Origin of the sequence: Marinobacter sp. ATCH36 (genome assembly GCF_023555055.1) — a bacterium.
GTDB lineage: Bacteria > Pseudomonadota > Gammaproteobacteria > Pseudomonadales > Oleiphilaceae > Marinobacter.
This window is the reverse complement of record NZ_JAMJPL010000003.1, coordinates 318,967-339,961: the sequence shown is the minus strand read 5'-3', so window position 1 is coordinate 339,961 and position 20,995 is coordinate 318,967. Positions and strand designations below refer to the sequence as shown.

Genomic DNA, 20,995 nt, shown 5'->3' with positions numbered 1-20,995 from the left:
TTCTACCATTGGGCTTCCGATCCTTGGGTGAAAAATAATCAAGAACCTGAGCTAAAACATAAAGTTGAAAAAAGTGGTTGACGCAAACGGACGAATCCGTAGAATACGCCCTCGTTGATCAAGCGGGAATAGCTCAGTTGGTAGAGCACAACCTTGCCAAGGTTGGGGTCGCGAGTTCGAATCTCGTTTCCCGCTCCAATTAACACAGTCTCTCAATGCCCACCTGAGAGCATAAAAGTATCGAATCCCCTTCGAGCTTTTACCGGCGCGGTGGCAGAGTGGTTATGCAGCGGACTGCAACTCCGTTAACGCCGGTTCGATTCCGACCCGCGCCTCCATTTTTACCGATTAAAATCAACATTTTACGTCCATCGATTTTAGTTGCATTCCTGACCCAAATTAAACCCAAATTAAACCCAAAGTATTATCCGCCTCGTCGAGTTGCCTCTGGGCGAGTCATTGATCAGTTCACCATATAATTTGGCCGCCGTTTTACACAATAGTTTGCCCGTCTCTGACCCAACTTCTTTGCTATGACCACAAAGCGGACCTTTTTCGCGGTCCAAAATAGTGCTTTACAAGCAGCAATTTGCCCAAGTAGATTCTGAATAAACACATAGTTACAAGGGCAGAATGCATCGATTCAATGCTTGGAGGTCTCGTTGAACCCGTGGAGGCCAGGCGCATTTATCCCGATCCAGATCTTCAACGCATTGTTTTTTCTAGTTTTTTTGACAAACGTTTACATATGTGGTCTCATCTAGTTTCAGATAAGCTGAGGCGCATTGTCACACAGAAGAAAGTCGCTGCTTCAGAAATGACTGGTTTGGTAGCTTAATGATAGCATCACGATCTACTTTTTAGGATGGTCACAGTTCAGTGGCGGCAACTGCAGTATAGCCGGAATTCAAACCAATTTACTTTTAGACCAATCCCCCAAAAGGGAAATTATGATCGATTTTTCGGAACTTCCATCGAACGGTACGAAGTTTGAGCAATTGGTTCGAGAGCTATTTATCCGAAGTGGATTTGAAGTACATTGGACTGGCGTAGGACCCGATGCAGGTCGTGATCTTGTTGTAACTGAGAAAGCTGAGGGGCATCTAGCTCCGTTCAACAGAAAATGGCTGGTAAGCTGTAAGCATTATGCAAATTCTGGAAAATCTGTTGGACTCCAAGATGTTGCTGATGTAACAGATGCATGTGCGGCTGTTGATGCCCAAGGTTTTCTTCTAGCCTGTTCAACTCAACCCTCTTCAACAGTTGTTAGGCGTCTAGAAGAAATCAACGGGAACGGGAGAGTGTTGACTAAGTATTTGGATGGTGTAGAGATTGAAAAACGGCTTAATACGCCTTCCACCTTCCCCCTCATTAGCCTGTTCTTCCCTAAAAGTGCCGAAAACTTTAAATGGAAAATATACAACACACATACCCCTTCTTTTTGGGCGGCCAATTACAAGGACTACTTTTTGTATCTGGGATCGAGAACCGCTAACACCTTTCCAGAGCTAAAAGATGTTGAGGAAATTGTAAGGCGATTAGAGAGCGTAAAGTTGCCTGAAGGAGACAACTGGAACAGACACTTTATTAGGCCGAGAGCCGTTTACTTTGATAACAAGCATGAAAACTTCACCGTGTTCGCCGATTATTTATACCCTCGCGACAAAGAAGGTGACGTTGCCTCTCCCCAAGAAATTGATGAATACCTCAATGATGGTATGGGTCTGTATTCTGATGGGGAAGGAATGTGGTTTATTACGCATTGGGATATAAGATATGTACCATGCTGGCAAATTAGTGATCACTTTCACTTGGATCACAAAGAGTATTACGAGCCATATATGGATCGGTATCGAATAGGTTTTGCTAGAGATGAATTTATCAGCGAGATGTACCAAGGGTAAATGTTCATTTAATTGGCTGCACGACGACCGATTTTCCGTTGTTTGGCGGCTCCAAACCGGCGCGTAAGCCCGGCTTTAAGTAAAAAAGGAGAGGTAGAAGTTGATCTATGTTACGAGCCCGCTTTTTTGGTCTTTTAATCTTACATTGGTTTTGTTTGCGATGATTTTTGCAATGATGTTCGGAAAATCTAAGGGGCATTCTAAAAACAAAACATGGGCTTATCGAAATGCGGGTGGTGAGATCGCCTTCGTTTTCTTTCCTTTCGTGCTTTATTCAATTGCACACGGATTGAATGGATCAATTTTGAAATTTCTGACGACTCCCGAACTGCCAATGGCCGCTATGATCGTTTCCGGTATTGCCATGTTCAGCTTAGTAAAGGGAGCCGTAGCATCTAAAGGAAAGGTTGCGCCGGAAGCGTTTGTTGTTCTTATGATAGCATTTCTTGCTATCTTCATGAGCTGCGCCGGGTTGGTATTTTGGCTTACTCTCGAAGAATCGGTGTCACCGTGGTTTAGCGTCGCTAACTTTGTAGTCGTAATTTTTGCAGTTGGATTTTCCTTTGCTGTTAGTGCCGCCATGGCACATTTAGTTAAGAATCCCGAAGAGGTTGGCATCGAGCCTTGAGTAAAAGGACTTAACAAGATGGTCAACGGGGCGCTATATACGCTGCGCTCCGTTGGCACGCCATTACCACTGGCGATATGGCTTGCCGAAAATGGAAGATAGGATGAAATGGATAGAATCCCTGTAAACGACACGATCATTTACTCTTTGGCGCGTCTCGTTGACGACGCGCAAAAAGATAGGCGTGATCCAAGTCATTCAGATATTGAATTCCAACTTAACAGAGCTGCATTACACCGTGTCGATCCAAATAAAGATGGTTCACCTGTGGGCAAAGCCAAAAGGCTGCGCACAGTACTAAATTGGGCGATAGAGAACGAAATAGCCAAAGCAGAGAAATTGGCCGCTGGAATAATCTCCTCAGTTAAAAGCTGCGGTGGATTTCGGAATTCCTCACCTAACTTCGTTGGGGCTGACGCTATTGCCGATTTAAGTGCGGCTTTACGTCCAGAAGGTGTTGTATTGGGCGAAGATGGATCGATGTCCCCTGTTGCACTTGATAGCCTCTCAGGCCGAAATCTTAGCCAGGCTTTGCGTGGTTATGTAAATCGTGCAAAAAAAGGTATCGAAGACGCGGCGCTCGCAGTAGGAACAAGTAAAGATTTAATGGAAGCGGTAGCTGCTCATGTAATTCAGGAATTATGGGGCAGCTATCCGTCTACGGCCAACTTTCCAAGCCTTCTCGGGCAGGCATTTATTGCGCTTGAAATGGCTACTCCAGAGCAGATCCCTGCACAAGGGGAGCATCAGCGCTGTAGGATGGAGCGTTCACTCTATGAAACCGCATGCTCAATTAACAACCTTAGGAACAAACAAGGTACCGGGCATGGTCGTCCTTGGGTGCCCGATTTGAGGCCAGCTGAAGCAAAAGCAGCAGTTGAGTTCATAGGCACGATTTCAGAGCTTATGCTGGATAATCTTGAGAGGAAAAAGCCATAACAAAGCGTTGCGCCGGGGAAAGTCCACCACTTTCCCGGCGCGGTACGTCTCTAAACCGGCGGCTCTGCCTAGGCTCTATGAATAAGTTATGAATAAGAATTGCACGCATCCATATTTGAAATGCCTGAATCAATATGACTTGATTCGTAAATACCAGTGCGAGTTCTGTAAAGAGGTGATGATGTGCACCTGTGATAGGGAGCACGGCGAGCGGTTCTTGCCTCACCAGCTTAAATTTGGTTCCTGGTATGGTTCCAGAGTGAGGGTGCCCGTCACACTTGGATTCCAGGATAATACGTGTCCGGAATGCAGAGGAGAGAAGCCCGAAGCTGCTCCGAAAGCTCCTATGCATGGGGCAACATCGAAGATAGCTAGGTACTACTGGCGAGAGATATGTTTTGAGACCACCAAGAGATTCTACGATTCCCATCCAGAGATTGATCCGAACGACTATGGCCTATCTGAGTTTAGCTTTACGGAGGAACGGACGCTTATAGAAAAGCAAGTTATTGAAGAAATGAAAAGTCTTCATGAAATTTCCCCTAAATATCAATACAACGAGCTATCTCAGTCTGAAGTTATATCTCAAACGAACACCGAATTTGTTCTCGTCAATGCCGAGCACGTTAAAACTGAAGAGAGTAAAGTCGCTATTCGGGACGACAACGAACTCGTCACTGTAGAAGAGTTTGCATCTCGTTATTTTAAAAGTCTCGGATACAGTGTAATGCATGTTGAGAGTGTGCCCTTTCACGTTTTGTTCGGTATTTTCATGTTTCTTGTTATCCAAGATGTTGGGGATGAGAAAGGTCGATTCGTCCGGTTTGGAAGCAGAAACGATTTTGATAGCGGTAGGTCGGATGAAGGCCCTATATCTACCATTCTTCCAGATGACTTCGGAAGTAAATCGTACTACGAAAGACAAAAAGATTTGGTAAATTGGCACATAAGTGAATTAGACGATCCTGAATGGCTATTCGATTATTGGCTTGGTCATAGTTCTGACTTTAGGCAATATCTTTGGGCGCACCGTGATAGTGACGTTTCAAAAGCGAAAGAAGTAATGCGCGCACTCGGCTTGGAAAACTTAAAAAAGGTGCTCCATTACCTATCTATGGATTATTGGGGCAATTTTTGCGGATGGCCTGATTTGTTGGTTCACAATGACGATGAGATACGATTCGTTGAAGTTAAGTCAAAGAACGACAAGCTGAGTGAAGACCAGAAAAATTGGCTGTTGGGTAATCATGCCCACATGGGGTTTAATGCAACAATTTTTAAAGTTGGCAAAGCGTAACTATTTATTTTTGCAGGACAATTTTTCTAAATCTTCGTGGTTCCAAAATTGACGAAAAGCGTGGCGTTACCGCACCATCTCACGGTTCGCTTTGCGACCGAACTGCCATTTTATGTCTTCAACAGCTGGTCACGATATGACGATGCAGCTACCGGCCCGGAAAAAAGGTCCGCTTTCCAATGGTTCCGCAGTCAGAACTCCTCAAATGTCGCCATTCCGACCAGACTAGATTTCAAGGCCATGACCACAAAGCGAACTTTTCCTGCCGCGGAATTACGGTGTGCACAAAACACCAAGGTAAAATGATCGCGTGGCAAAAGTTTGAGCGGTGGTCTAAGCTACTGATTTACATTCTTATTGGGTTAAGCGGTATCGTTTCAAAAGAACCTAATCATAAAGCGGTCAAGTTTGTGCAATCGCTGCGATCTCAGTCCAATTGCTATTATCACAAAGGGAGGTAGACCAATGGCGTTGTCGGGTAGTTGTCTTTGCGGCGGGGTCCGGTACGAGGTGCATGGGCGACTCACCGAGGTCATTAATTGCCATTGCTCAATGTGCCGAAAACTTCACGCCTCGGCCTTTAGAACACGCGCCAAAGTGCAGGCCAGCGATTGGAGCATCGTCGACGGTCAGGATCTACTAAAATTCTATGAGTCGTCGCCGGGCGAGCATAAAGTTTTCTGCTCCACATGTGGATCGAGTATTTACACAAAATTCGACTCGAATCCTGAGTTCTATGCTTTTCCATTCGGCACCCTTGATAGCGATCCGGGAGTCCGTGCAGACCGTCACGTATTCGTGAAAAACAAAGCCCCGTGGTTTCAAATAACCGACGACCTGCCTCAGTATTCCGAGAATCCGTGAAGCAGTGATAACAAGGCCAGGCACAGTTGCGTCTACTACATTGCGGCTTCGCCTCCATTCTGTATAGCCGCGCATGCTGGCTGTCGCTAACTGTTACTGAAAAGGGGTTCCCATGAGCTATCAAGCCGTCAATTTCAAAAACAAGTTCGGCCTGTTCGATGAACAGTGGTCACCAAAGGTCATTGCCGAGATGAATGACTACCAGTTCAAGGTCGTCAAAATTGAGGGCGACTTTGTGTGGCATGACCACAAAGATACGGACGAAACATTTATTGTGCTTGAGGGTAGTCTGAGAATTGATTTCAGGGATGGGCATGTGGATCTATCGGAGGGCGAAATGTTCGTTGTTTCGAAGGGGGTTGAACATAAGCCTTATGCGGAGAGTGAAGCAAAAGTCTTACTGATCGAACCACGAGGAGTGGTTAACACTGGCGACGAATCCGGTAGCCAGACAGCAGAAGGCGATGTTTGGGTCTAGGCCAGTCAAAAAGGCAATTAAGTTCGGTTCCGGCCCGACAGCCGTCCACCGAACGTCCCTGTCCGGTTGCCACTTATTTCATTCGTTATAGAGACTAGGGAGGGTCAGATTTGGAGTTAGCTAACGTAGTCCCATGGGGTCGGTCTTTTGCCGAATACCAGGAAATGTTCGGATTGTCGTATGGCGACCTCAACCATCGAATTCTTGGTTGTGGTGATGGCCTCGCGAGCTTCAATGTAGAGGCAACAGACCGTGGGCACCAAGTTACGTCTTGTGACCCGGTGTATCAATTTCAGGCTGATGAAATACGCCGCCGGATTGAAGATGTGTACCCGGAAATCATGGCTAAGATGAATCAGGGAGCGAACAACTATATCTGGGAGTCACTGGGTAGCGTCGAGCGGCTTGGCGAGATCCGGATGAAGGCCATGTCGAGGTTCCTGTCCGACTTTGATGCTGGTTGCCGGCAAGGGCGGTATGTATCAGCATCGTTGCCTACGCTGCCATTCCCTGACTCCGAGTTCGATTTAGCGCTCTGCTCCCACTACCTTTTTCTCTACAGTGACCATGTAGATGGGGCGGCTCACCTGGCATCAATGCGGGAGCTATGCAGAGTTGCGTCTGAGGTCCGCGTCTTTCCTGTTGTATCGCTGGACGGAGCTACCTCGAAGCATTTGGATCAGGTCATGGCGGCATTATCCGCAAATGGTATTGATGTCTCGTTGCAGCCGGTCAGCTACCGGTTTCAAAAAGGTGCTACAGAAATGTTGGTGGCGAAGTCTGTATAACGAAGTCAGTCACGGCGACGCCTGCCATTGGGGCTTCGCTTCCATTTCGACAGCCGCATAGGCTGACGGTGTTAAATGCCTAGAGGGATCTATGTCAGAAATAGCCAAGACTCCTGAACCGCCTTACTACGCAGTCATTTTTAGCAGTCATCGTACAGAAGGAGACAATGGTTACGGGGTAATGGCTGAGCGGATGGTAGAGTTGGCTGCAACCCAGCCTGGATTCCTGGGTGTTGAGTCTGCCAGAGAGGATTTGGGTATCACGGTATCGTACTGGGAAAGCTTGGAATGCATCACCAATTGGAAAAGAAACGCAGAGCATCAGGAAGCTCAGCGATTAGGCCATCAAAAGTGGTACTCCAGCTTTCGGGTTCGTGTCGCGAGGGTGGAGCGTGATTACGGCATATGACCAATCAGTTCGTTCCGGCCTGCGGCGCCCATCGGACGCCTCTGCCGGCCCGCCGACTTTACCAGAATTAAGCTGTGACACGGACTCATGCCCATGAAGCAATACATGGTAATCGAGCGCTTCAAGCCCGGCTGTGTGAAGGCAGTTTACGAGAGGCTTAGCAGGAAAGGACGCATGCTGCCGTCGGGGCTTCACTATGTGAACTCATGGGTAAACAATGAGCTCGGAATTTGCTATCAGCTGATGGAAACCACCGATTTTCAATTGTTTAGCATATGGTCTAGCCACTGGAACGACCTGGTTGAATTTAACATTGTGCCTATAGATGACTCGTCTCAGAGTCAATAAAATGCTTACCATGCATTAAATTCGTTACCGCCTGCCGCCTCCACCAGACGCCCTAGTCGGGCGCTGTTTATGCACAGCGTTACAAGTCCAACTGAAAGGGAGTTCAAGTGGTTACCTGCTATCTAAAGTACGTTATAGATCCCTACAAAGCCGCCGAGTTCGAGCGCTACTCGAAAATGTGGATACCCTTGGTCGAGAAATTCGGTGGTCAACATCATGGGTATTTCTTGCCATCCGAGGGGGCCAACAATATCGCCATCGCGTTATTCACGTTCGAGTCGCTGGCAACCTATGAAAAATATCGTGAGGCTTCGTTCAAAGACTCGGATTGCCAAGCTGCCTTCAAATACGCCGAAGAAACTCGTTGTGTACTAAGCTGTGAGCGCAGTTTTATGAGGCCGGTTTTCGAGTAGGCTTGTAACAAGGCGATCAAATTAGTTCCGGCCTACGGCCCCCACCGGACGCCCTTGTCAGGGCGCCGTTTATTGCTGGCGTTAATAGGTAAAATATGGAAGTCGTCATCCAAGAAGAAGCAACAGGTTGCGGTATTGCCGCATCTGCTGCGCTCGCCGGTCTCAGCTATGGCGAAGCCAAAAATAGAGCCAGTGCACTAGGTATTTCTGCCTCTGACACTTCGCTTTGGTCGGACACAGAGTACGTTCGAAAGCTCTTGCGTGATTGCGGCGTATCGGTTTCTCCAACAGAGACACCATTTGAGTCGTGGGAACGTTTACCCGATAAAGCACTTTTGGCCATCAAGTGGAGAATGGAGTATGGCAAACCATTCTGGCATTGGGTGCTGTTCGTCAGAGAAGGCGGTCAAGCCATGGTGCTGGACTCCAAAAGGGCTCTGCGATCAAACGTTCGTCAAGATTTCGGGCGTATCAAGCCCAAGTGGTACATTGAGATTACCAATTAATAAGGCGCTGTAGTACAGGGAGAGCATTGAGTGATGATCGCCAGGGAATGGAAATGTCGGGTACCTGAACCTCACAGCAAGGGGTTCACGGCCTATCTCTATGAGACTGGCATTAAGGACTCCTCCGAAACCCCCGGCTTTCTCGGCGCCCAGATTTTCCATCGCACTGTGGCCGGCAAGGTGGAGCTTACCCTCATCACGTACTGGGACAAGATGGAGTCAATCAAGGCGTTTGCTGGCAACGACATTTCTCGGGCTCGCTTGTACCCGGAGGATGCGGTATACGAGCTTGAGCCTGACCTCTCAGTACAGCACTATGAGGTCATCGAACATCAGTTTTCGCCTGCGCAGCGGAGGTAGGCGGGTGCTAAAACCAGAAAGCAGGAGGTTGTATGCCATGGATGACACCAAAAACTATTTCCCAGTTAATTCTGTCCGCTTTGTTTGTTTTCTCCGGGCTTACACTGGCTGGAAAAGCGGATCCTGACGACTACATCGGAAGTAAACAATTGGTCTTGGAAGTCCGATACTGTGAATGCGAGGCGGCCAGCCTTGATGGTTCTCCATCCGATTTGTTAACGGCTTTTCTGGAGGAGTCGAGTATTCTGAAGGTCGCTGTGTCCCCCGAAGATAAGGGATTCGTCTCGACCCACGAAATTTCAGTCGGGTATGAATTCAATCGAGTCAAAGACTCATCCGGCAAATTCGAATTCAGTTACGCTGGCACGTACACCACACGTAACGGGAATAGCTCGGGCCAAGGGCAGCTATTGCTGGAGAAAGGCCAATGGGTAAACCTGTTTGGTTACCGTCACGAGAGTGAAAATGAATCGCTCCATACCGATGTCGCGGTGCGGCTGGTTAAGTCAGGTGGATCCTGATGTCAGGTTTGACCAAAACGCGTCACGCGGATGCCCTTTACGCCGCTTCGCTCTGTAAAGGCGACCGGTGTGCTCTCGGTCAGGTGTCAAAAGGTTGATCAATGCAAGGTGAATGTCTCTGCGGAAGCGTGAAATTCGAAATTGACGGGGAAATACGGAATCTCTATCAATGTCACTGTTCGCTCTGCCGCAAAGTCACCGGGGCTGCGGCTAATGCCGCAACTTTTGTGCAGAGTGATAGCTTTCGCTGGGTGTCAGGCCAAGGTGAGATCCGGTCTTACCAAAAGCCAAGCGGGTTCCGAAGCGACTTTTGTGGAGTTTGTGGGAGTCCGATTCCGAATAATTTGCATGGTACCAAGATGGTCTGGATTCCAGCCGGTTTGCTTGATGAATTGGTTACATCGCGGATTTCTGTTCATCTTCACACGACGTCCGCTGCCCCATGGGAGCAGGAATCGACGGCTTGCGTTCGGTTCGACGGCGGACTTGAGAGTCTGGAATCACTTAATAAATTGTTGTAGTACGTTCCAGGCTTTCGGCCCTCCACTGGACGTCCATTTCGCTGCGCTACGTGGGCGCCGCTAGACACGGGTGCTGAAAGGAAAGCTCTACTATGCCAACCTATCGATTTTCCCAAGTGAACGTATTTTCAGCCAGCCCCCTAAACGGCAACCCGCTGGCAGTGGTTCATGATGCGGACGACCTCAGTGAGGATCAAATGTTCGCGCTTGCACGCTGGACAAACCTTTCGGAAACGACGTTTCTCCTGAAACCGACACATCTGGACGCAGACTACTGCGTGCGCATTTTCACACCCCAGGGAGAATTGCCCTTTGCCGGGCACCCCACGCTAGGCTCCTGTCATGTCTGGTTGATGGCCGGCGGGGCGCCCATCAAGGCGGATCGCATTCTGCAGCAATGCGGTGTGGGGTTAGTGAGTATCAGAAGAAACGATGTTCGGCTCGAATTTTCAGCGCCACCATTGATTCGTTCCGGGCCCATCGCCAAGGGTGACCTCGCGCAGATTGCCAGAGGACTTGGGCTCTCGGTCGCTGACATAGCGCACCATCAATGGGTGGATAACGGCCCGGGCTGGTGCGCAGTAATGCTTGATTCCGCTGAGAGAGTGCTTTCGATCAAACCGGATTGGGCCACCCTTTTGCCGTTTAACCTTGGCGTCGTCGGCCCTCATCGTTCTGGGGCTGACGCGACAGTCGAGGTTCGAGCATTTATCGGGAGAGGTGGATACGAAGATCCGGTAACAGGCAGCCTGAATGCGAGCCTGGCACAATGGCTCATGGCTGCTGGCTTGGTAAGCTCGCCCTACACCGCCGCGCAAGGAACGGTTATGCAACGCGCTGGGCGGGTTCACCTCAGTCAAACGTCAAACACTGTCTGGGTGGGCGGCCAGGTTGTGGATGTTATTCAGGGTGAAATTACCCTTTGACTGGTCCAGGCCGCATTTCAGGCCTGATTATCTTTTTCGTCGCCACTGCATTGCATTGGCATTCAAGCAACAACCAGACTGTGTAAGCCATGAATGATCCCAGCAAACCCGTGTTTTGGCGTGATTGGCGCATGCCTCATGTGGAACTTCGGAAAGTCGATGACGGGAGGAAGGTCTGTTATGCCCCCCACAGCCATACTCAATGGTCTTTGGGCGCTATAACCGAGGGGCAAAGCACGTTTCTCTACCGGCACGATCAGTTTCAGGTCAGTGCAGGTACCCTGGTCATTATGAACCCTGACTGGGTTCACGCCTGCAACCCGATCGATAATAAGCCCTGGAGTTACCTGATGCTTTATATCGACTCGGATTGGTTGACCAGTCTGCGGTATGAGGCGGGCCTTCTGGACACTCCTCGTTGGCAGGATATCGCGACAGCCACCTTATCTGATCCCGAGTGGTACACGGGATACTGTCGGATGGCGGAGTGTTTGCTGGATTCCGAGCGAGAGTTGTTAGAGAAGCAAACGGTTACTGTGGAATACCTGACTGCCCTGATGTTTGAGCTGTCAGGCCAGGCGGCTCCGCCGCCACCGAAAACGCCCGATACCTTGCAAGCGCTGGCTGATTATTTGAAGGCTAACTCGGCATTGGAGGTGTCCTTAGACACGTTGTGCGAACGTTCTGGATACAGTCCCGGGCATTTGATCCGCTCGTTTAAGCATTACTTCGGTCTCACTCCACACGCTTATCTGATCAATCATCGGGTCCAATGCGGACAACGGGAGTTGAAACGTGGCAAACCTATAGCTGATACATCAGTCGATTTAGGCTTTGCGGATCAGCCGCATTTTCAGCGCACCTTCAAGAAACTACTGGCGGCCACACCAAAGCAGTACCGACAGTCACTGCTCAATCAGCAGAAAGACACAACTTGCGGCGAGTAACAGGGCGAGTCCTCGGTTGAGGGTGATCAGCACTTTTGGCTCATGAATGTAACGACGGAGAAAAGCGCCAGCGTAAACCCAACAACTCAGTGATAACCAGCAGATAGGCAAGTAAAGCGCTGCAAAAAGGATGATCTCAGTTAAGTCATGACCACTTGTGTAAGCTCCAATCCCCGAAGCGGACGCAAGCCAGGCCTTAGGATTGAGCCATTGCATGACAGTGCCGGTTATGAAACCCGGTGGCTTCTGCTGCTCACCAGTAGGCAGGTGTCCGTTATCGCGAAAGAGCTGAACACTCAGATAAAGCAAAAATGCGATGCCTGTCCATCTCAAGAGTGAATCGAATCCAGGCACCACCGTCAGCACTGAATACAGCCCCAGACCGATAGCAAGGAAAAGAGCAATAAAGCCCAGGGATGCGCCTGTAACGAAGATAAGGCCTTTGGAAAGGGGGTAACGGGCGCCGCTGCTTAGGCACACCAAATTTACCGGGCCGGGTGAGATAGACGCTGCAAGGGCAAATGCCATCATTGGTAGAATCAATGAGATTGTCATTTTTTTCTCTTTGTTGATTAACTTCTCTTGGAGTTTGCGATAGCGCTGGCGCGACGTATTGAACAAAATTGCGGTGATTTGCTCGAATTGCGGTTCCAGCCTCTACACCAAGTTTGATGCCAATCCCGAGGTCTATGGTTTTCCGCTCGGAACACTCGACACCGACCCCGGGGTAAAACCAAGGCGTCATGTATTCGTGGGCAGTAAGGCTCCGTGGTTCGAGATTACGGATGATTTGCCTCAGCATTCAAAGTACGACTAAGACAGCGATAACAAGTCGCAGCTACGGGATTGGGGCTGTTCGAAAAAATAGATCATTTCACCGAGCAATTTGCTGCTTGGAACACTATCCAGGCACTCCTAATAGCCCATCTAGGGGCAGCACAAAGGTCCGCTTTCCAATGAAAGCGTTGCCAGAACTGCCGACTTATGTCGCCATAATGTGGACGTTTCGGCCAGACTATGGTTTCAAGAACAGTGATTGGCACCTGATAATAAAAAAGCCTCGCCATATGCTGGTCGAGGCTTGAGGGTCGGTTAATTACTACACATTGATCAGATCAAGGTTAAACCTTGCTTTTTTGCTCAGTTGTCCTCTTCCAGCGCCTCGCGATATTATCCGCTTCAATACGTGGCGGAAGAGCGAATAACTGAATGCGCAGAGCATCTTGAACACGCTTGATTAGCTGTCTGTTGTGATCAGAAAGACAGCCTCTTGCTCTAACGCTTTACCGCTCAGCTTCAGGGTATCAATAAGCTTGAGGACCTCCTCCGGTTCCTGATCCAAATATAAATTTTTCTCGGCATTGGCAACATATTTAAGATTATTTCGCCATACCTCAGAATTGCCATAGCGTTCCAGTTTTCGTTTCCAGTCAGGCATTAGCCATAGTTCGATGTCTTCACCAAGCGCTTTACGCAGACGAGCGTAATTCTCCAGGCCGACGCCATCATAGTCTGGAAAGATAAGAATCCGTGGACTTCGTTTTTTCCCGCGTAACCACTCTACCAGCCGTTCGCTGACCTGGCCCTGATAATAAAGCACAGACCCATGCAGGCCATCGGGCACCCAGCTGGTATCGTCCAGCAGGCCCTGATTTTCAACCAGCCATAAGGTACTGTCTGTGGCCAGGGACGCATCCATCTGGCTGATATCGATGGCGAGGGCACCGGCGATGCATGTCAGGTGCCATAGATCGAGTGCTTCTCCGTCACATTGCCAGGTTACGCCTCGTATTGTTGCTTTCAAAAGACGGTAAGAAGCCTCGTGCAAATTCTTTCGACCTTTGGTGGATCGGGTAAATGCGAGGTTTTGTGCCCGAACTGGGTGCGCCTGGTTGGCTGAATCTGCATCGGGTCGAAACTCCCGAAGGTGCTGCTCAAAAACCGGTGAGTTGCTGATGCGATAAACGAAGCCATTGCCCTGACGCAGCTTGGTAACACATGCAGTTCTGCGAAGGAACTCATCAAGCACCCGCTTCTGTGAGGGGGTGAACCGTGATCCAAGGCATTCTCCGCCGGAGTCCTCAAGTTTGATCAATGCTTCTCTGAGTGACCTATTCATCAGGGGGAGCTCATGCCTCGACAGCTTCGAGCGGCTGCAGAATCTGCCAGTGCTTGCGGCTGATGTGGTTTTTGCCGTTGCTCATCTGTTGGATAGGGACGCAGTAATGAGCGGTAATTAACGGTGAAGGGGAAGCGAACATTAGCGCGAAACCAAATTCGGAAGCCGTTTTAATCAGGCTTCTCTGGTTGGCCGCGTCCAGGGCGAGGGCTTCATCCAAGTAGCAAAGGGCTTGAACATTACGGCTCTTGTCTTGCATCAGGTGAAGCATGGCAAGACCGGTCACCAACTTGGCCATGAGCACGGTGCCGTTGGAAGCTGCACTATCGATGTCGTCAAAGCTTTCTATATCCTGATTTTCTTTGCCGAGCTCGAACATGAGGCGAAACAAATCGGCGACCTTCAGCCCGTGGCGGGCGCCACCTTCATCAATCAGTAACTGGCGCGCGTGGTCCAGCTGACGGTCGTCCAGTACGCTGGTTTGATTGAACAGCTCGAAGGATTCACCGGACTCCACTTTCTCTGCTGTCTGGATCAGCAGGTCGATGGCTTCTACCAGATGACTTTCATGAACCGGTTGAATGCGAAATACCTTGAGGTCGGAAAGTTTTCTGCGGCTGATCAGTCGGTTGAATTCATGCATGGCATTCTCGAATGACCGCAGGTTGCCGCGAAGATCCCGGAGGCTGGCCGTCACAGTGACGACGGCACTGCGGGCTTTCTTTTCCAGTGCTTCTGCTTCCCGGGCCAGATGATGGCGAAATTCTACCATCAACCGGATTTCCTCTTCCGGGTTTGGGGCATACTGGAACTTGGTCAGGCCGCCGCTGTGCAGGGTAATGCGTCGGTGATGCAGATCCTGGTCCAGGTCCTTCAATTGGTGACAATCCCGCTGATAGTCCCGCAATGTTTGGGCGAGCTGGTCGAGCGGTAGCTCAGGATCACCCATCCATGGTGTGTGGGGCAGCTCAGCTAGCCAGTTGAACTGATCGTCGCTGTCGCCCCGGTTCTGGCGGATACGATCTATCTCCTGGTGAGCAGTATCCAGTGCCTGCCGCTGTTTGGCGACACCCTGGATTTGCTCCCTGAGCGCCTGTTGCCGGGCACCCGCCTGTTTTTGGGCGTGCTCTATCTCTGCCAGCTCCTGATTGGCTGCCTCCATCGCTTTCAGGCGATCCGGTCGCGATTTCTGAAGTTGAGCCAGCTCGTCAAACTGTTCCAGATCTTTTTCCAGGCTTTTTACTTCCTGCTCCAGTTCTTCCTTGCGCTTCTTCTGGGTATCCAATTGCTCGGTGGCGGCCTTCTGTTCCTGCAATTGCCGGAGTCGGCCCTGGCAATCCTGAATCAGTTGGACAATCTCGTCGTCTGATCGCTGCTCATACTGCGGCACCTGATGTTCAACAGACAGATTTAGCCCGGTTAGTTCAAACCGGTCTTCGCGCATTGCCTGTAGCCATTGTCGAAGCTGACCGGAATCCAGTTGATAGTCTTCAGGGGCCAGGGTAAGAAGCTGGCGGTTGAGCCCTCGGTTGAGGGTACTGAGCTGCTCTTCGGAGAGGTGTTGTTTAAGTGTGAGATAAAGATTGTCCGAGAGCGTTTCATGTTCCTTGCGCAGTGCTGATAGTTCCTGTTGCTCGCGCAGGAGTTGATTGTCAGTGGCGGCAGCAGATTGCCCATGGACATTGGTGAGTAAGGCAATCTGCCGGTCGCGTTCTGCGGTAGCGCTGGCAAGTTGCTGCTCAAGCTGGCTGCGGTCATTGACCAGCGCGAACCGGTTCTCCAGTTCTTTACGTCGCTGCTCGTCCTTGTTTATTGCCTCCAGCTGCCGATCGAGTTCACTCTGGCGGCGGGTCTGTTCCCTGTCCCTCTGAAGCAGTTCTGCTTCCTGCTTCTGCAATTTCCCAAGCTGATGCTGAAGGCTTTCGCTTTCTGTATGGTAATGGTTCTGCCAGCGTTGCAGGCCATCGTCGATGAGTGGTCGGCGGGCAATGATTCGGCCTCTGGTGGCGAGTCGCTCGTCCTGCTGGCGTTCGAGTTCGTCAATCTGTGTTTGCTGGTTTTTGGCGGCCCGATATTGCTCCCGGTCCTGGTTCACCTCGGCGAAGGCTTTGTCCCATTCCTGTTTGAAATCCACCACGGAGTCCGGCAACTGACGGCTGAAGATCTGCAGCAGGTGGCGTTTTACTTCGCCGGAACTGAGTCTGTCCAGGCGCAGGGTCCGGGTAAGAACCTGACGGTAAGCGTTTGCGTCCTTGCGGTTCTCCAGCCGGAACACCGTAAACTCGGAGCTGGTCTGTCCCCGCTTGCGTGCACCGCCGTAGACCATCTCGGCAAACTCAGTCGACGAGTAGAATTTGGCCGTTCGCCCGTGGTGAGCCAGTTGCTCCAGCAACTGGGGTTGGGTCACCAGCTTGCCATTGTCCAGCCTGTATTCCTCGATATGCAGAGGGCCCTGATAGGCAAAATAGTCGTAGTCATGGCTAAATCCTTTGCCCACACACCCTAGCACCACAGTGCCGGATTCAGGCAAAGTGACTTCCAGCAGGATATAACTGCTGTTGGATGGGAAATAGAAACGTCTCGCTTTGTCTTTGTCGTGGGCACCAAAATCCAGGTGCCGCTTGTCGATAATCAGCAGGTATTGCAGAGCATTGATCAAGCTGGTCTTGCCAGTATTGTTGGGGGCGATGAGAGAAACTGATTCATCCAGAGGAAGCTCTGCGCGCTCGTATCCGGCGCTGTTGAGAAGCACCAGCTGTTGAAATCCGTAATCGGAACTCATAGGGAAGTATCCTCGTCGTCCTGATCGCGCGCCCAGGACACATCTTCATCCTGATCCACCTTGGTCGCCAGTTCTTCGTAATGGTCCAGGTAACGACACACCGCCGGCAACAACTGCCAGGCCCCAGCATCGAAACGGGCAAAGCCGAAGTTTTCGGCGGTTTTCATCAGGCCTGCCAGGCCTGCGAGATCCAGCTCCTCGGCTTCCAGCAAGTCCTGATGTTGCTGAAAAACCGTTGTCAGCAAGGTTTGGTCGATTCTCCAATGCTCGAATTTCATCAGAGGAATGCCGGCGTCGGCCTGTGTATCAAAGATGACCATGAACAACAGGGCCAGTTGCCGGGTGGCCTTGTTGGTATTGCTGCTGCCATCGTCCTGATGGAACCAGGCAAAGCCTCGGCCATCCAGGCGAAGTTCAGAACCCAATGCGGTAAAAATCGCCGTATAGTCGTCGAGGTTGCGTTCAAGCTCTTCCCATAACACCGGTTCCGCAATCCGGTTGAGGTGCCGGCCCCGGTTGAACCAACGAAAAAGCAGGGCCAGATTCGGCAGGTTGCTGGCGATTTGCTGGAATTGGCTGGAATTACTCACGGGTTTTGCTCATCGGTTGCGTTAGACGATAGGGCCAGTAATGCACTGAAACCCGGGAAAGGGTGGATGTTGTGGGCCGCTCTTCGAGCTCCAATTCCCATTGATCCTCACGTGCCAGGTCATGGTAAAGCCGCAGAAGAACCTGGTCAGGCAGGGCGGGGTAGTGCTGCTGCAGCCACTCAAGCAAGTTGCTGACCGGGAGCTCATTCAACAACTGTCGCCGGAGCTGGTCTTCGTCGATCCACTCGGCAATGGTTATAGGCGCTGCATCCACTTCGTCCGGGAACTCCCGTTCAATCGGCTCAAACTTCCTGGCGTCGGCCATGATTGTTTTGACCTCGTCGCCTACAGACACACTGCGACCCTGATTCACGCGCCACACAGGCAGCCAGGGCTGATCCTGGCGTTTGCGAAAGGTGCGGTTGAGCCCTTTTTTGCGAACCTGCCCCAGCAATCGGCTGATGGCTGAGGAAAGATTGTTATGCTGGCGTGCTTCTTCTCGCAGCGGCAATAGAATATGTGCACATTGCTGAGCCGTGATTCGCCCCAGCCGTCGCAGTTCCTTGGCCTGATAACCAACGTGCCGGAGGCGGTTGAGGTGGCTGTAGAGCGCACCTTTGGTGACCAGGCGATTGTAGCCCAGGTCGAGGGCGTCTTCCGCTGCAGCGAGGTGGTGGTAGAAAATCCCGGAAGGTCCGGAATCCATCATCTCGTTCATCGGCTCAACATACTGATCGTAGGCGTCGAGGACGGACTTGTAGCGTTTTGCTATTGGGGCCCGGGTGTCTGCTGATTTTGCTTGCTCGGCCAGCTCGGCAATCGCATGGCGGTCCTGCTCAAGCTGGCGGGCAATATCTCTGAACAGGGTAGATAGTCGGTTAATTGCCTGAGTCTGCTGGCCGGTATCTCCGGCTTCGATGCCGGCGGTGAGAGTCTCTGTCGCGCCACGAATCGCTTCGATGCGCACCTGAATGACTGAAGACAGCCCCAGTTCGTGTTCATGCGTCAGGCCACGCACAAACTCAAGCACATGGGCATTGACCACAAAGCTTTCAGAACGACTCTGAACCTCCAGCACGCCACTTGTAACAAGCTTGCGTAGGGCATCTCCAACTTGAACGTCGTCAAGGGCGGGCTGAGCCTGACGAATTGCAGAAAGAACCTGTTCCTCGGAGAAAGCCGGCATTTCCCGGGTGGCCCGGACCAATGCCTCGGCAGTTTCCCAGTGCTCAAAAAGTGTCCGAGTGAGGTGTTTTGGGCTAGCCATGGTGCTCAGGCGCTCTTTGAGGCAAGGCTGGCATCAATACCAAAGAAAACGGCAGCGGAAACAAGTGCCTCATCCTCACTGATCAAACGAGCCTGGTGATGCTCTGCGCAGGCCAGGTGAAGTGCATCCAATGTCCTCAAGCTTGTCTTCCTTGTCGCAATCCACTGGCTGGCGCGTTGATAGTGGTCCGTTTCAATGGGGCAAAGGCTGAAGCGCCCATGGCTAACATCATCATGGAAGGCACTTTCGATTCGGTTCGCCTGAGGTTCACTGAGCTCTCCCATACGTACCCACCGGGCCAGTGCGCTTGCCACCTCGACTTTAGTGAGATGACTGATGAGAACAGGCTTGGTCTGAGACTCAAGCAAAGCCTGAACCTTATCGCTAGCATGCTCTTGACGGTAGTAGGGGAGAACGGCGCTTGTATCGAAATACAGCATCAATAGCGCTCTTCATCTCTGAGTTCCCGCACCGCTTGGGCAGCGCTTTCCCGAACAGGTGGCAGAGATGCCCTGAGTTCCGAACGGTTTGGAAACTGGATCTTCTCGGGCAGGGCGCCGGTCAGGCGTGCGGCAGGTTTGCCGTGGCGAAGAATCACAACCTCTTCTCCTGCAGCCACAGCATCCAATAGATTTGAGAGCTTTTCCCGAGTTTCCCGAACATTTATGGTTTGCATTATTCTCACCCTATGCGTGTACACAACTAGTGTACTCTCAGTAGAAGTTTTCTGGCAATCAGGGCCTTCGGAGAATTTTGGTTTTATCTCACTCACTCCGATACTTTCTGCTCCCGTTCAAATCGGATTGTTGTCCTAGCCCGCTTCGGCGGTTTGATCAACCGGTAGTGATTGCGCATGGCCTCCGTTTCATGGCCACCTTTGTCGTTTTCCCCTTGGCTCAGGAATTCTTCTGTCAATCCCTTTTTGCGAAGATCTCTGAGGTGGTACATGCCACCATAGCCCGCTTTTTTACATGCGTCTCGCCAGGCTTCCTGCATTGTTCTGTGTTTCACGTGTTGTGCTCGGGAGCGCATGTCGAAATAGCGTGGATACACGAGCAGATACTCACTGATAATTGCCTCCCTTCGCTTGAACTCGATAAACCACCTCCACAAGTCTGCCAGGTCCTCATTCATTTCAAGCTCGATGCCGATTTTGGTTTTGTGTCGTGCGAACCGGATGACGCCGTGTGCAACGTAGTCCCCACGATCAATGGGCTTGTCATAGAGCTCGCCCTGGTTTTCCTTCAGATTGAACACGTCAATGGGCTGTTGGCTCATCATATAGATGAGATCACAAATCTTTGCGCGCCAGGTGCCGTCCATGTCTCGTTTGTTGTGCCGGTGAACGCATAAATGTTCCGTGATCCTCCGGTAGGCTTCATCGGGGATTAGCACTTTGCGCTTTTCCTCGGCCGCCTTACGGATATCAATCATCGGATTTCTGTCAATGAGACCTTCTTGAACGGCATGGAGGAAAACCCGGTTCAACGTATTCTTGAGGCCGTTATAATGTGTCGGCATCGGCAACCATGGCGACATCAGCTTTCGGATCTTGCGAAGAATCTGTGGATCAGAAAGGGGAAACTTTGCGTCGTCACTCTGTTCCAATTGCCTGGCATCGCTTGCGTAATCCACTCTGGTTGGCCTAGCAATAGGGGCGCCTTTGTTTGGCCCTCGTAGCGATAGAACCCGGCACTCAGACCAAACTATGCGCTTACCTTCTATTTGATGACCAAGAACCTCCGTTCTCCATTTCTTGAGGTAGTCTTGGAGGAGGGTATGATCACCTTTGCTTGCCGGTGTTGAAAGACCATTTAATTTTTCAGCAAGGGAGTTGGCGTGCCATTCATGGACTTCTGTCTCCCACGATTGGTTTAGCACCGACCACCGCCGAATAGCGACGTTTCGGTCCTTCGTTCTCAAACTGCCACGTTTTTTGGTTATGGGATGGACGACAAAGTAGACGCCGTCCTCGCTCAGATAGAGGCCAGGATACCTGTGTAGAGTCGAATTTTTGTCAGAGCGGTATTTCGGTGCCATGTCAGGACGCTAATTTATTCGCCAGTTCGTGAATGAAGTTGTCGTCTTCAAAGTCGGATCCGGACATCCGACGCTCCATCTCCCGGAAATAGCCATCCAAGTCAATTTTCCAGGCTTTTCCTAGCTTAAAGGCACCGGGGATGACTGCCAGCCCGAACTCGTCTTTTGTTGCGCAGAGCCGGCGAATAGTTGATGGGGCAGGTGGCGTGCTGTCGTATTCAAAGACCACTTGAATAAAATCTTCAATCGATACCGGACGCATGGCAATCTCCCGAACTCATTGGTTTAGACGCATCTGATCGCTTTAGAGACGCTGCGTCAGAAGCGGCAATGATCAGATATTGAGAT

The 20,995-nt window shown here is 50.8% G+C and carries 26 protein-coding genes and 2 tRNA genes; 19 read left to right on the top strand and 9 right to left on the bottom strand.

The window, feature by feature from the left end; all coding sequences use genetic code 11:
• Positions 1 to 122: 122 nt before the first annotated feature.
• The 18 genes from M8010_RS12475 (at position 123) to M8010_RS12395 (ending at position 11,849) form a co-directional block, all read left to right on the top strand.
• Positions 123 to 198, top strand: a tRNA-Gly gene (locus M8010_RS12475).
• A 66-nt stretch (positions 199 to 264) separates the two neighbouring features.
• Positions 265 to 338: transfer RNA gene (locus M8010_RS12470), tRNA-Cys, on the top strand.
• Between the two features lie 612 nt (positions 339 to 950).
• Positions 951 to 1,904, top strand: coding sequence for a restriction endonuclease (locus M8010_RS12465; RefSeq protein ID WP_250091642.1), 954 nt, complete (start codon positions 951 to 953; stop codon positions 1,902 to 1,904).
• A 100-nt stretch (positions 1,905 to 2,004) separates the two neighbouring features.
• Positions 2,005 to 2,532, top strand: coding sequence for a hypothetical protein (locus M8010_RS12460; protein WP_250091640.1), 528 nt, complete (start codon positions 2,005 to 2,007; stop codon positions 2,530 to 2,532).
• A gap of 108 nt (positions 2,533 to 2,640) precedes the next feature.
• Entirely contained in the window at positions 2,641 to 3,471 is an 831-nt protein-coding gene (locus M8010_RS12455) for an abortive infection family protein (RefSeq protein WP_250091638.1), read from the top strand.
• Between the two features lie 88 nt (positions 3,472 to 3,559).
• Entirely contained in the window at positions 3,560 to 4,768 is a 1,209-nt protein-coding gene (locus M8010_RS12450) for a VRR-NUC domain-containing protein (RefSeq protein WP_250091637.1), read from the top strand.
• Positions 4,769 to 5,233: 465 nt separating this feature from the next.
• The gene (locus M8010_RS12445; RefSeq protein ID WP_284048088.1) at positions 5,234 to 5,632 is read left to right on the top strand and encodes a GFA family protein; all 399 of its coding nucleotides are present in this window, start codon (positions 5,234 to 5,236) and stop codon (positions 5,630 to 5,632) included.
• Positions 5,633 to 5,744: 112 nt separating this feature from the next.
• Positions 5,745 to 6,110 carry a cupin domain-containing protein gene (locus M8010_RS12440; protein ID WP_250091635.1) on the top strand — a complete coding sequence of 122 codons (366 nt, stop codon included), beginning with the start codon at positions 5,745 to 5,747 and terminating at the stop codon, positions 6,108 to 6,110.
• A 110-nt stretch (positions 6,111 to 6,220) separates the two neighbouring features.
• Positions 6,221 to 6,898: a class I SAM-dependent methyltransferase gene (locus M8010_RS12435; protein WP_250091634.1), complete on the top strand. Its 678-nt coding sequence runs from the start codon at positions 6,221 to 6,223 to the stop codon at positions 6,896 to 6,898.
• A 91-nt stretch (positions 6,899 to 6,989) separates the two neighbouring features.
• Complete coding sequence (locus M8010_RS12430; RefSeq protein ID WP_250091632.1) at positions 6,990 to 7,307, top strand: antibiotic biosynthesis monooxygenase family protein; 318 nt, start codon at positions 6,990 to 6,992, stop codon at positions 7,305 to 7,307.
• 87 nt (positions 7,308 to 7,394) lie between these two features.
• A complete protein-coding gene (locus tag M8010_RS12425; protein WP_349666107.1) occupies positions 7,395 to 7,655 on the top strand; it encodes a DUF3303 domain-containing protein in 261 nt (86 codons plus the stop codon).
• A gap of 107 nt (positions 7,656 to 7,762) precedes the next feature.
• Positions 7,763 to 8,068, top strand: a complete 306-nt coding sequence (locus M8010_RS12420) for an NIPSNAP family protein (RefSeq protein WP_250091631.1) — start codon at positions 7,763 to 7,765, stop codon at positions 8,066 to 8,068.
• Between the two features lie 95 nt (positions 8,069 to 8,163).
• Positions 8,164 to 8,574 carry a hypothetical protein gene (locus tag M8010_RS12415; protein ID WP_250091629.1) on the top strand — a complete coding sequence of 137 codons (411 nt, stop codon included), beginning with the start codon at positions 8,164 to 8,166 and terminating at the stop codon, positions 8,572 to 8,574.
• A gap of 33 nt (positions 8,575 to 8,607) precedes the next feature.
• Positions 8,608 to 8,934, top strand: a complete 327-nt coding sequence (locus tag M8010_RS12410; protein ID WP_250091628.1) for an antibiotic biosynthesis monooxygenase — start codon at positions 8,608 to 8,610, stop codon at positions 8,932 to 8,934.
• Positions 8,935 to 8,966: 32 nt separating this feature from the next.
• A complete protein-coding gene (locus tag M8010_RS12405; protein ID WP_250091626.1) occupies positions 8,967 to 9,455 on the top strand; it encodes a hypothetical protein in 489 nt (162 codons plus the stop codon).
• A gap of 101 nt (positions 9,456 to 9,556) precedes the next feature.
• A complete protein-coding gene (locus M8010_RS20140; protein ID WP_502846217.1) occupies positions 9,557 to 9,976 on the top strand; it encodes a GFA family protein in 420 nt (139 codons plus the stop codon).
• 92 nt (positions 9,977 to 10,068) lie between these two features.
• Positions 10,069 to 10,902, top strand: coding sequence for a PhzF family phenazine biosynthesis protein (locus M8010_RS12400; protein WP_250091625.1), 834 nt, complete (start codon positions 10,069 to 10,071; stop codon positions 10,900 to 10,902).
• Between the two features lie 89 nt (positions 10,903 to 10,991).
• Positions 10,992 to 11,849: an AraC family transcriptional regulator gene (locus M8010_RS12395; protein WP_250091624.1), complete on the top strand. Its 858-nt coding sequence runs from the start codon at positions 10,992 to 10,994 to the stop codon at positions 11,847 to 11,849.
• Here M8010_RS12395 and M8010_RS12390 read toward each other — a convergent pair.
• On the bottom strand, positions 11,808 to 12,398 hold the full coding sequence (locus tag M8010_RS12390) for a LysE family translocator (RefSeq protein WP_250091838.1): 591 nt from the start codon (positions 12,396 to 12,398) through the stop codon (positions 11,808 to 11,810). The genes M8010_RS12395 and M8010_RS12390 overlap by 42 nt on opposite strands.
• Positions 12,399 to 12,477: 79 nt before the next feature.
• On the opposite strand from M8010_RS12390, the gene M8010_RS12385 reads away from it, so the two are divergent.
• Positions 12,478 to 12,666: a GFA family protein gene (locus M8010_RS12385; RefSeq protein ID WP_250091837.1), complete on the top strand. Its 189-nt coding sequence runs from the start codon at positions 12,478 to 12,480 to the stop codon at positions 12,664 to 12,666.
• Between the two features lie 420 nt (positions 12,667 to 13,086).
• Here the strand turns inward: M8010_RS12385 and M8010_RS12380 are convergent, their stop codons facing one another.
• The 8 genes from M8010_RS12380 to M8010_RS12345 all read right to left on the bottom strand — a co-directional run bounded on the left by M8010_RS12380 (position 13,087) and on the right by M8010_RS12345 (position 20,909).
• Positions 13,087 to 13,944, bottom strand: coding sequence for a DUF7281 domain-containing protein (locus tag M8010_RS12380; protein WP_250091622.1), 858 nt, complete (start codon positions 13,942 to 13,944; stop codon positions 13,087 to 13,089).
• 34 nt (positions 13,945 to 13,978) lie between these two features.
• Positions 13,979 to 16,750: an Mks condensin complex protein MksF gene (locus M8010_RS12375; RefSeq protein ID WP_250091620.1), complete on the bottom strand. Its 2,772-nt coding sequence runs from the start codon at positions 16,748 to 16,750 to the stop codon at positions 13,979 to 13,981.
• Positions 16,747 to 17,340, bottom strand: coding sequence for a condensin complex protein MksE (locus M8010_RS12370; RefSeq protein ID WP_250091618.1), 594 nt, complete (start codon positions 17,338 to 17,340; stop codon positions 16,747 to 16,749). The genes M8010_RS12375 and M8010_RS12370 overlap by 4 nt, the downstream gene beginning before the upstream one ends.
• Positions 17,333 to 18,607 (bottom strand): MksB family condensin complex protein, encoded by a 1,275-nt coding sequence (locus M8010_RS12365; RefSeq protein ID WP_250091617.1) that lies wholly within the window; start codon positions 18,605 to 18,607, stop codon positions 17,333 to 17,335. The genes M8010_RS12370 and M8010_RS12365 overlap by 8 nt, the downstream gene beginning before the upstream one ends.
• 5 nt (positions 18,608 to 18,612) lie before the next feature.
• On the bottom strand, positions 18,613 to 19,047 hold the full coding sequence (locus M8010_RS12360; RefSeq protein WP_250091616.1) for a type II toxin-antitoxin system VapC family toxin: 435 nt from the start codon (positions 19,045 to 19,047) through the stop codon (positions 18,613 to 18,615).
• Positions 19,047 to 19,283 carry a type II toxin-antitoxin system Phd/YefM family antitoxin gene (locus M8010_RS12355; protein ID WP_250091614.1) on the bottom strand — a complete coding sequence of 79 codons (237 nt, stop codon included), beginning with the start codon at positions 19,281 to 19,283 and terminating at the stop codon, positions 19,047 to 19,049. The genes M8010_RS12360 and M8010_RS12355 overlap by 1 nt, the downstream gene beginning before the upstream one ends.
• 92 nt (positions 19,284 to 19,375) lie before the next feature.
• Complete coding sequence (locus M8010_RS12350) at positions 19,376 to 20,647, bottom strand: site-specific integrase (protein WP_250091612.1); 1,272 nt, start codon at positions 20,645 to 20,647, stop codon at positions 19,376 to 19,378.
• A 1-nt stretch (position 20,648) separates the two neighbouring features.
• Positions 20,649 to 20,909 carry a hypothetical protein gene (locus M8010_RS12345; RefSeq protein WP_250091610.1) on the bottom strand — a complete coding sequence of 87 codons (261 nt, stop codon included), beginning with the start codon at positions 20,907 to 20,909 and terminating at the stop codon, positions 20,649 to 20,651.
• Positions 20,910 to 20,995: the final 86 nt, after the last annotated feature.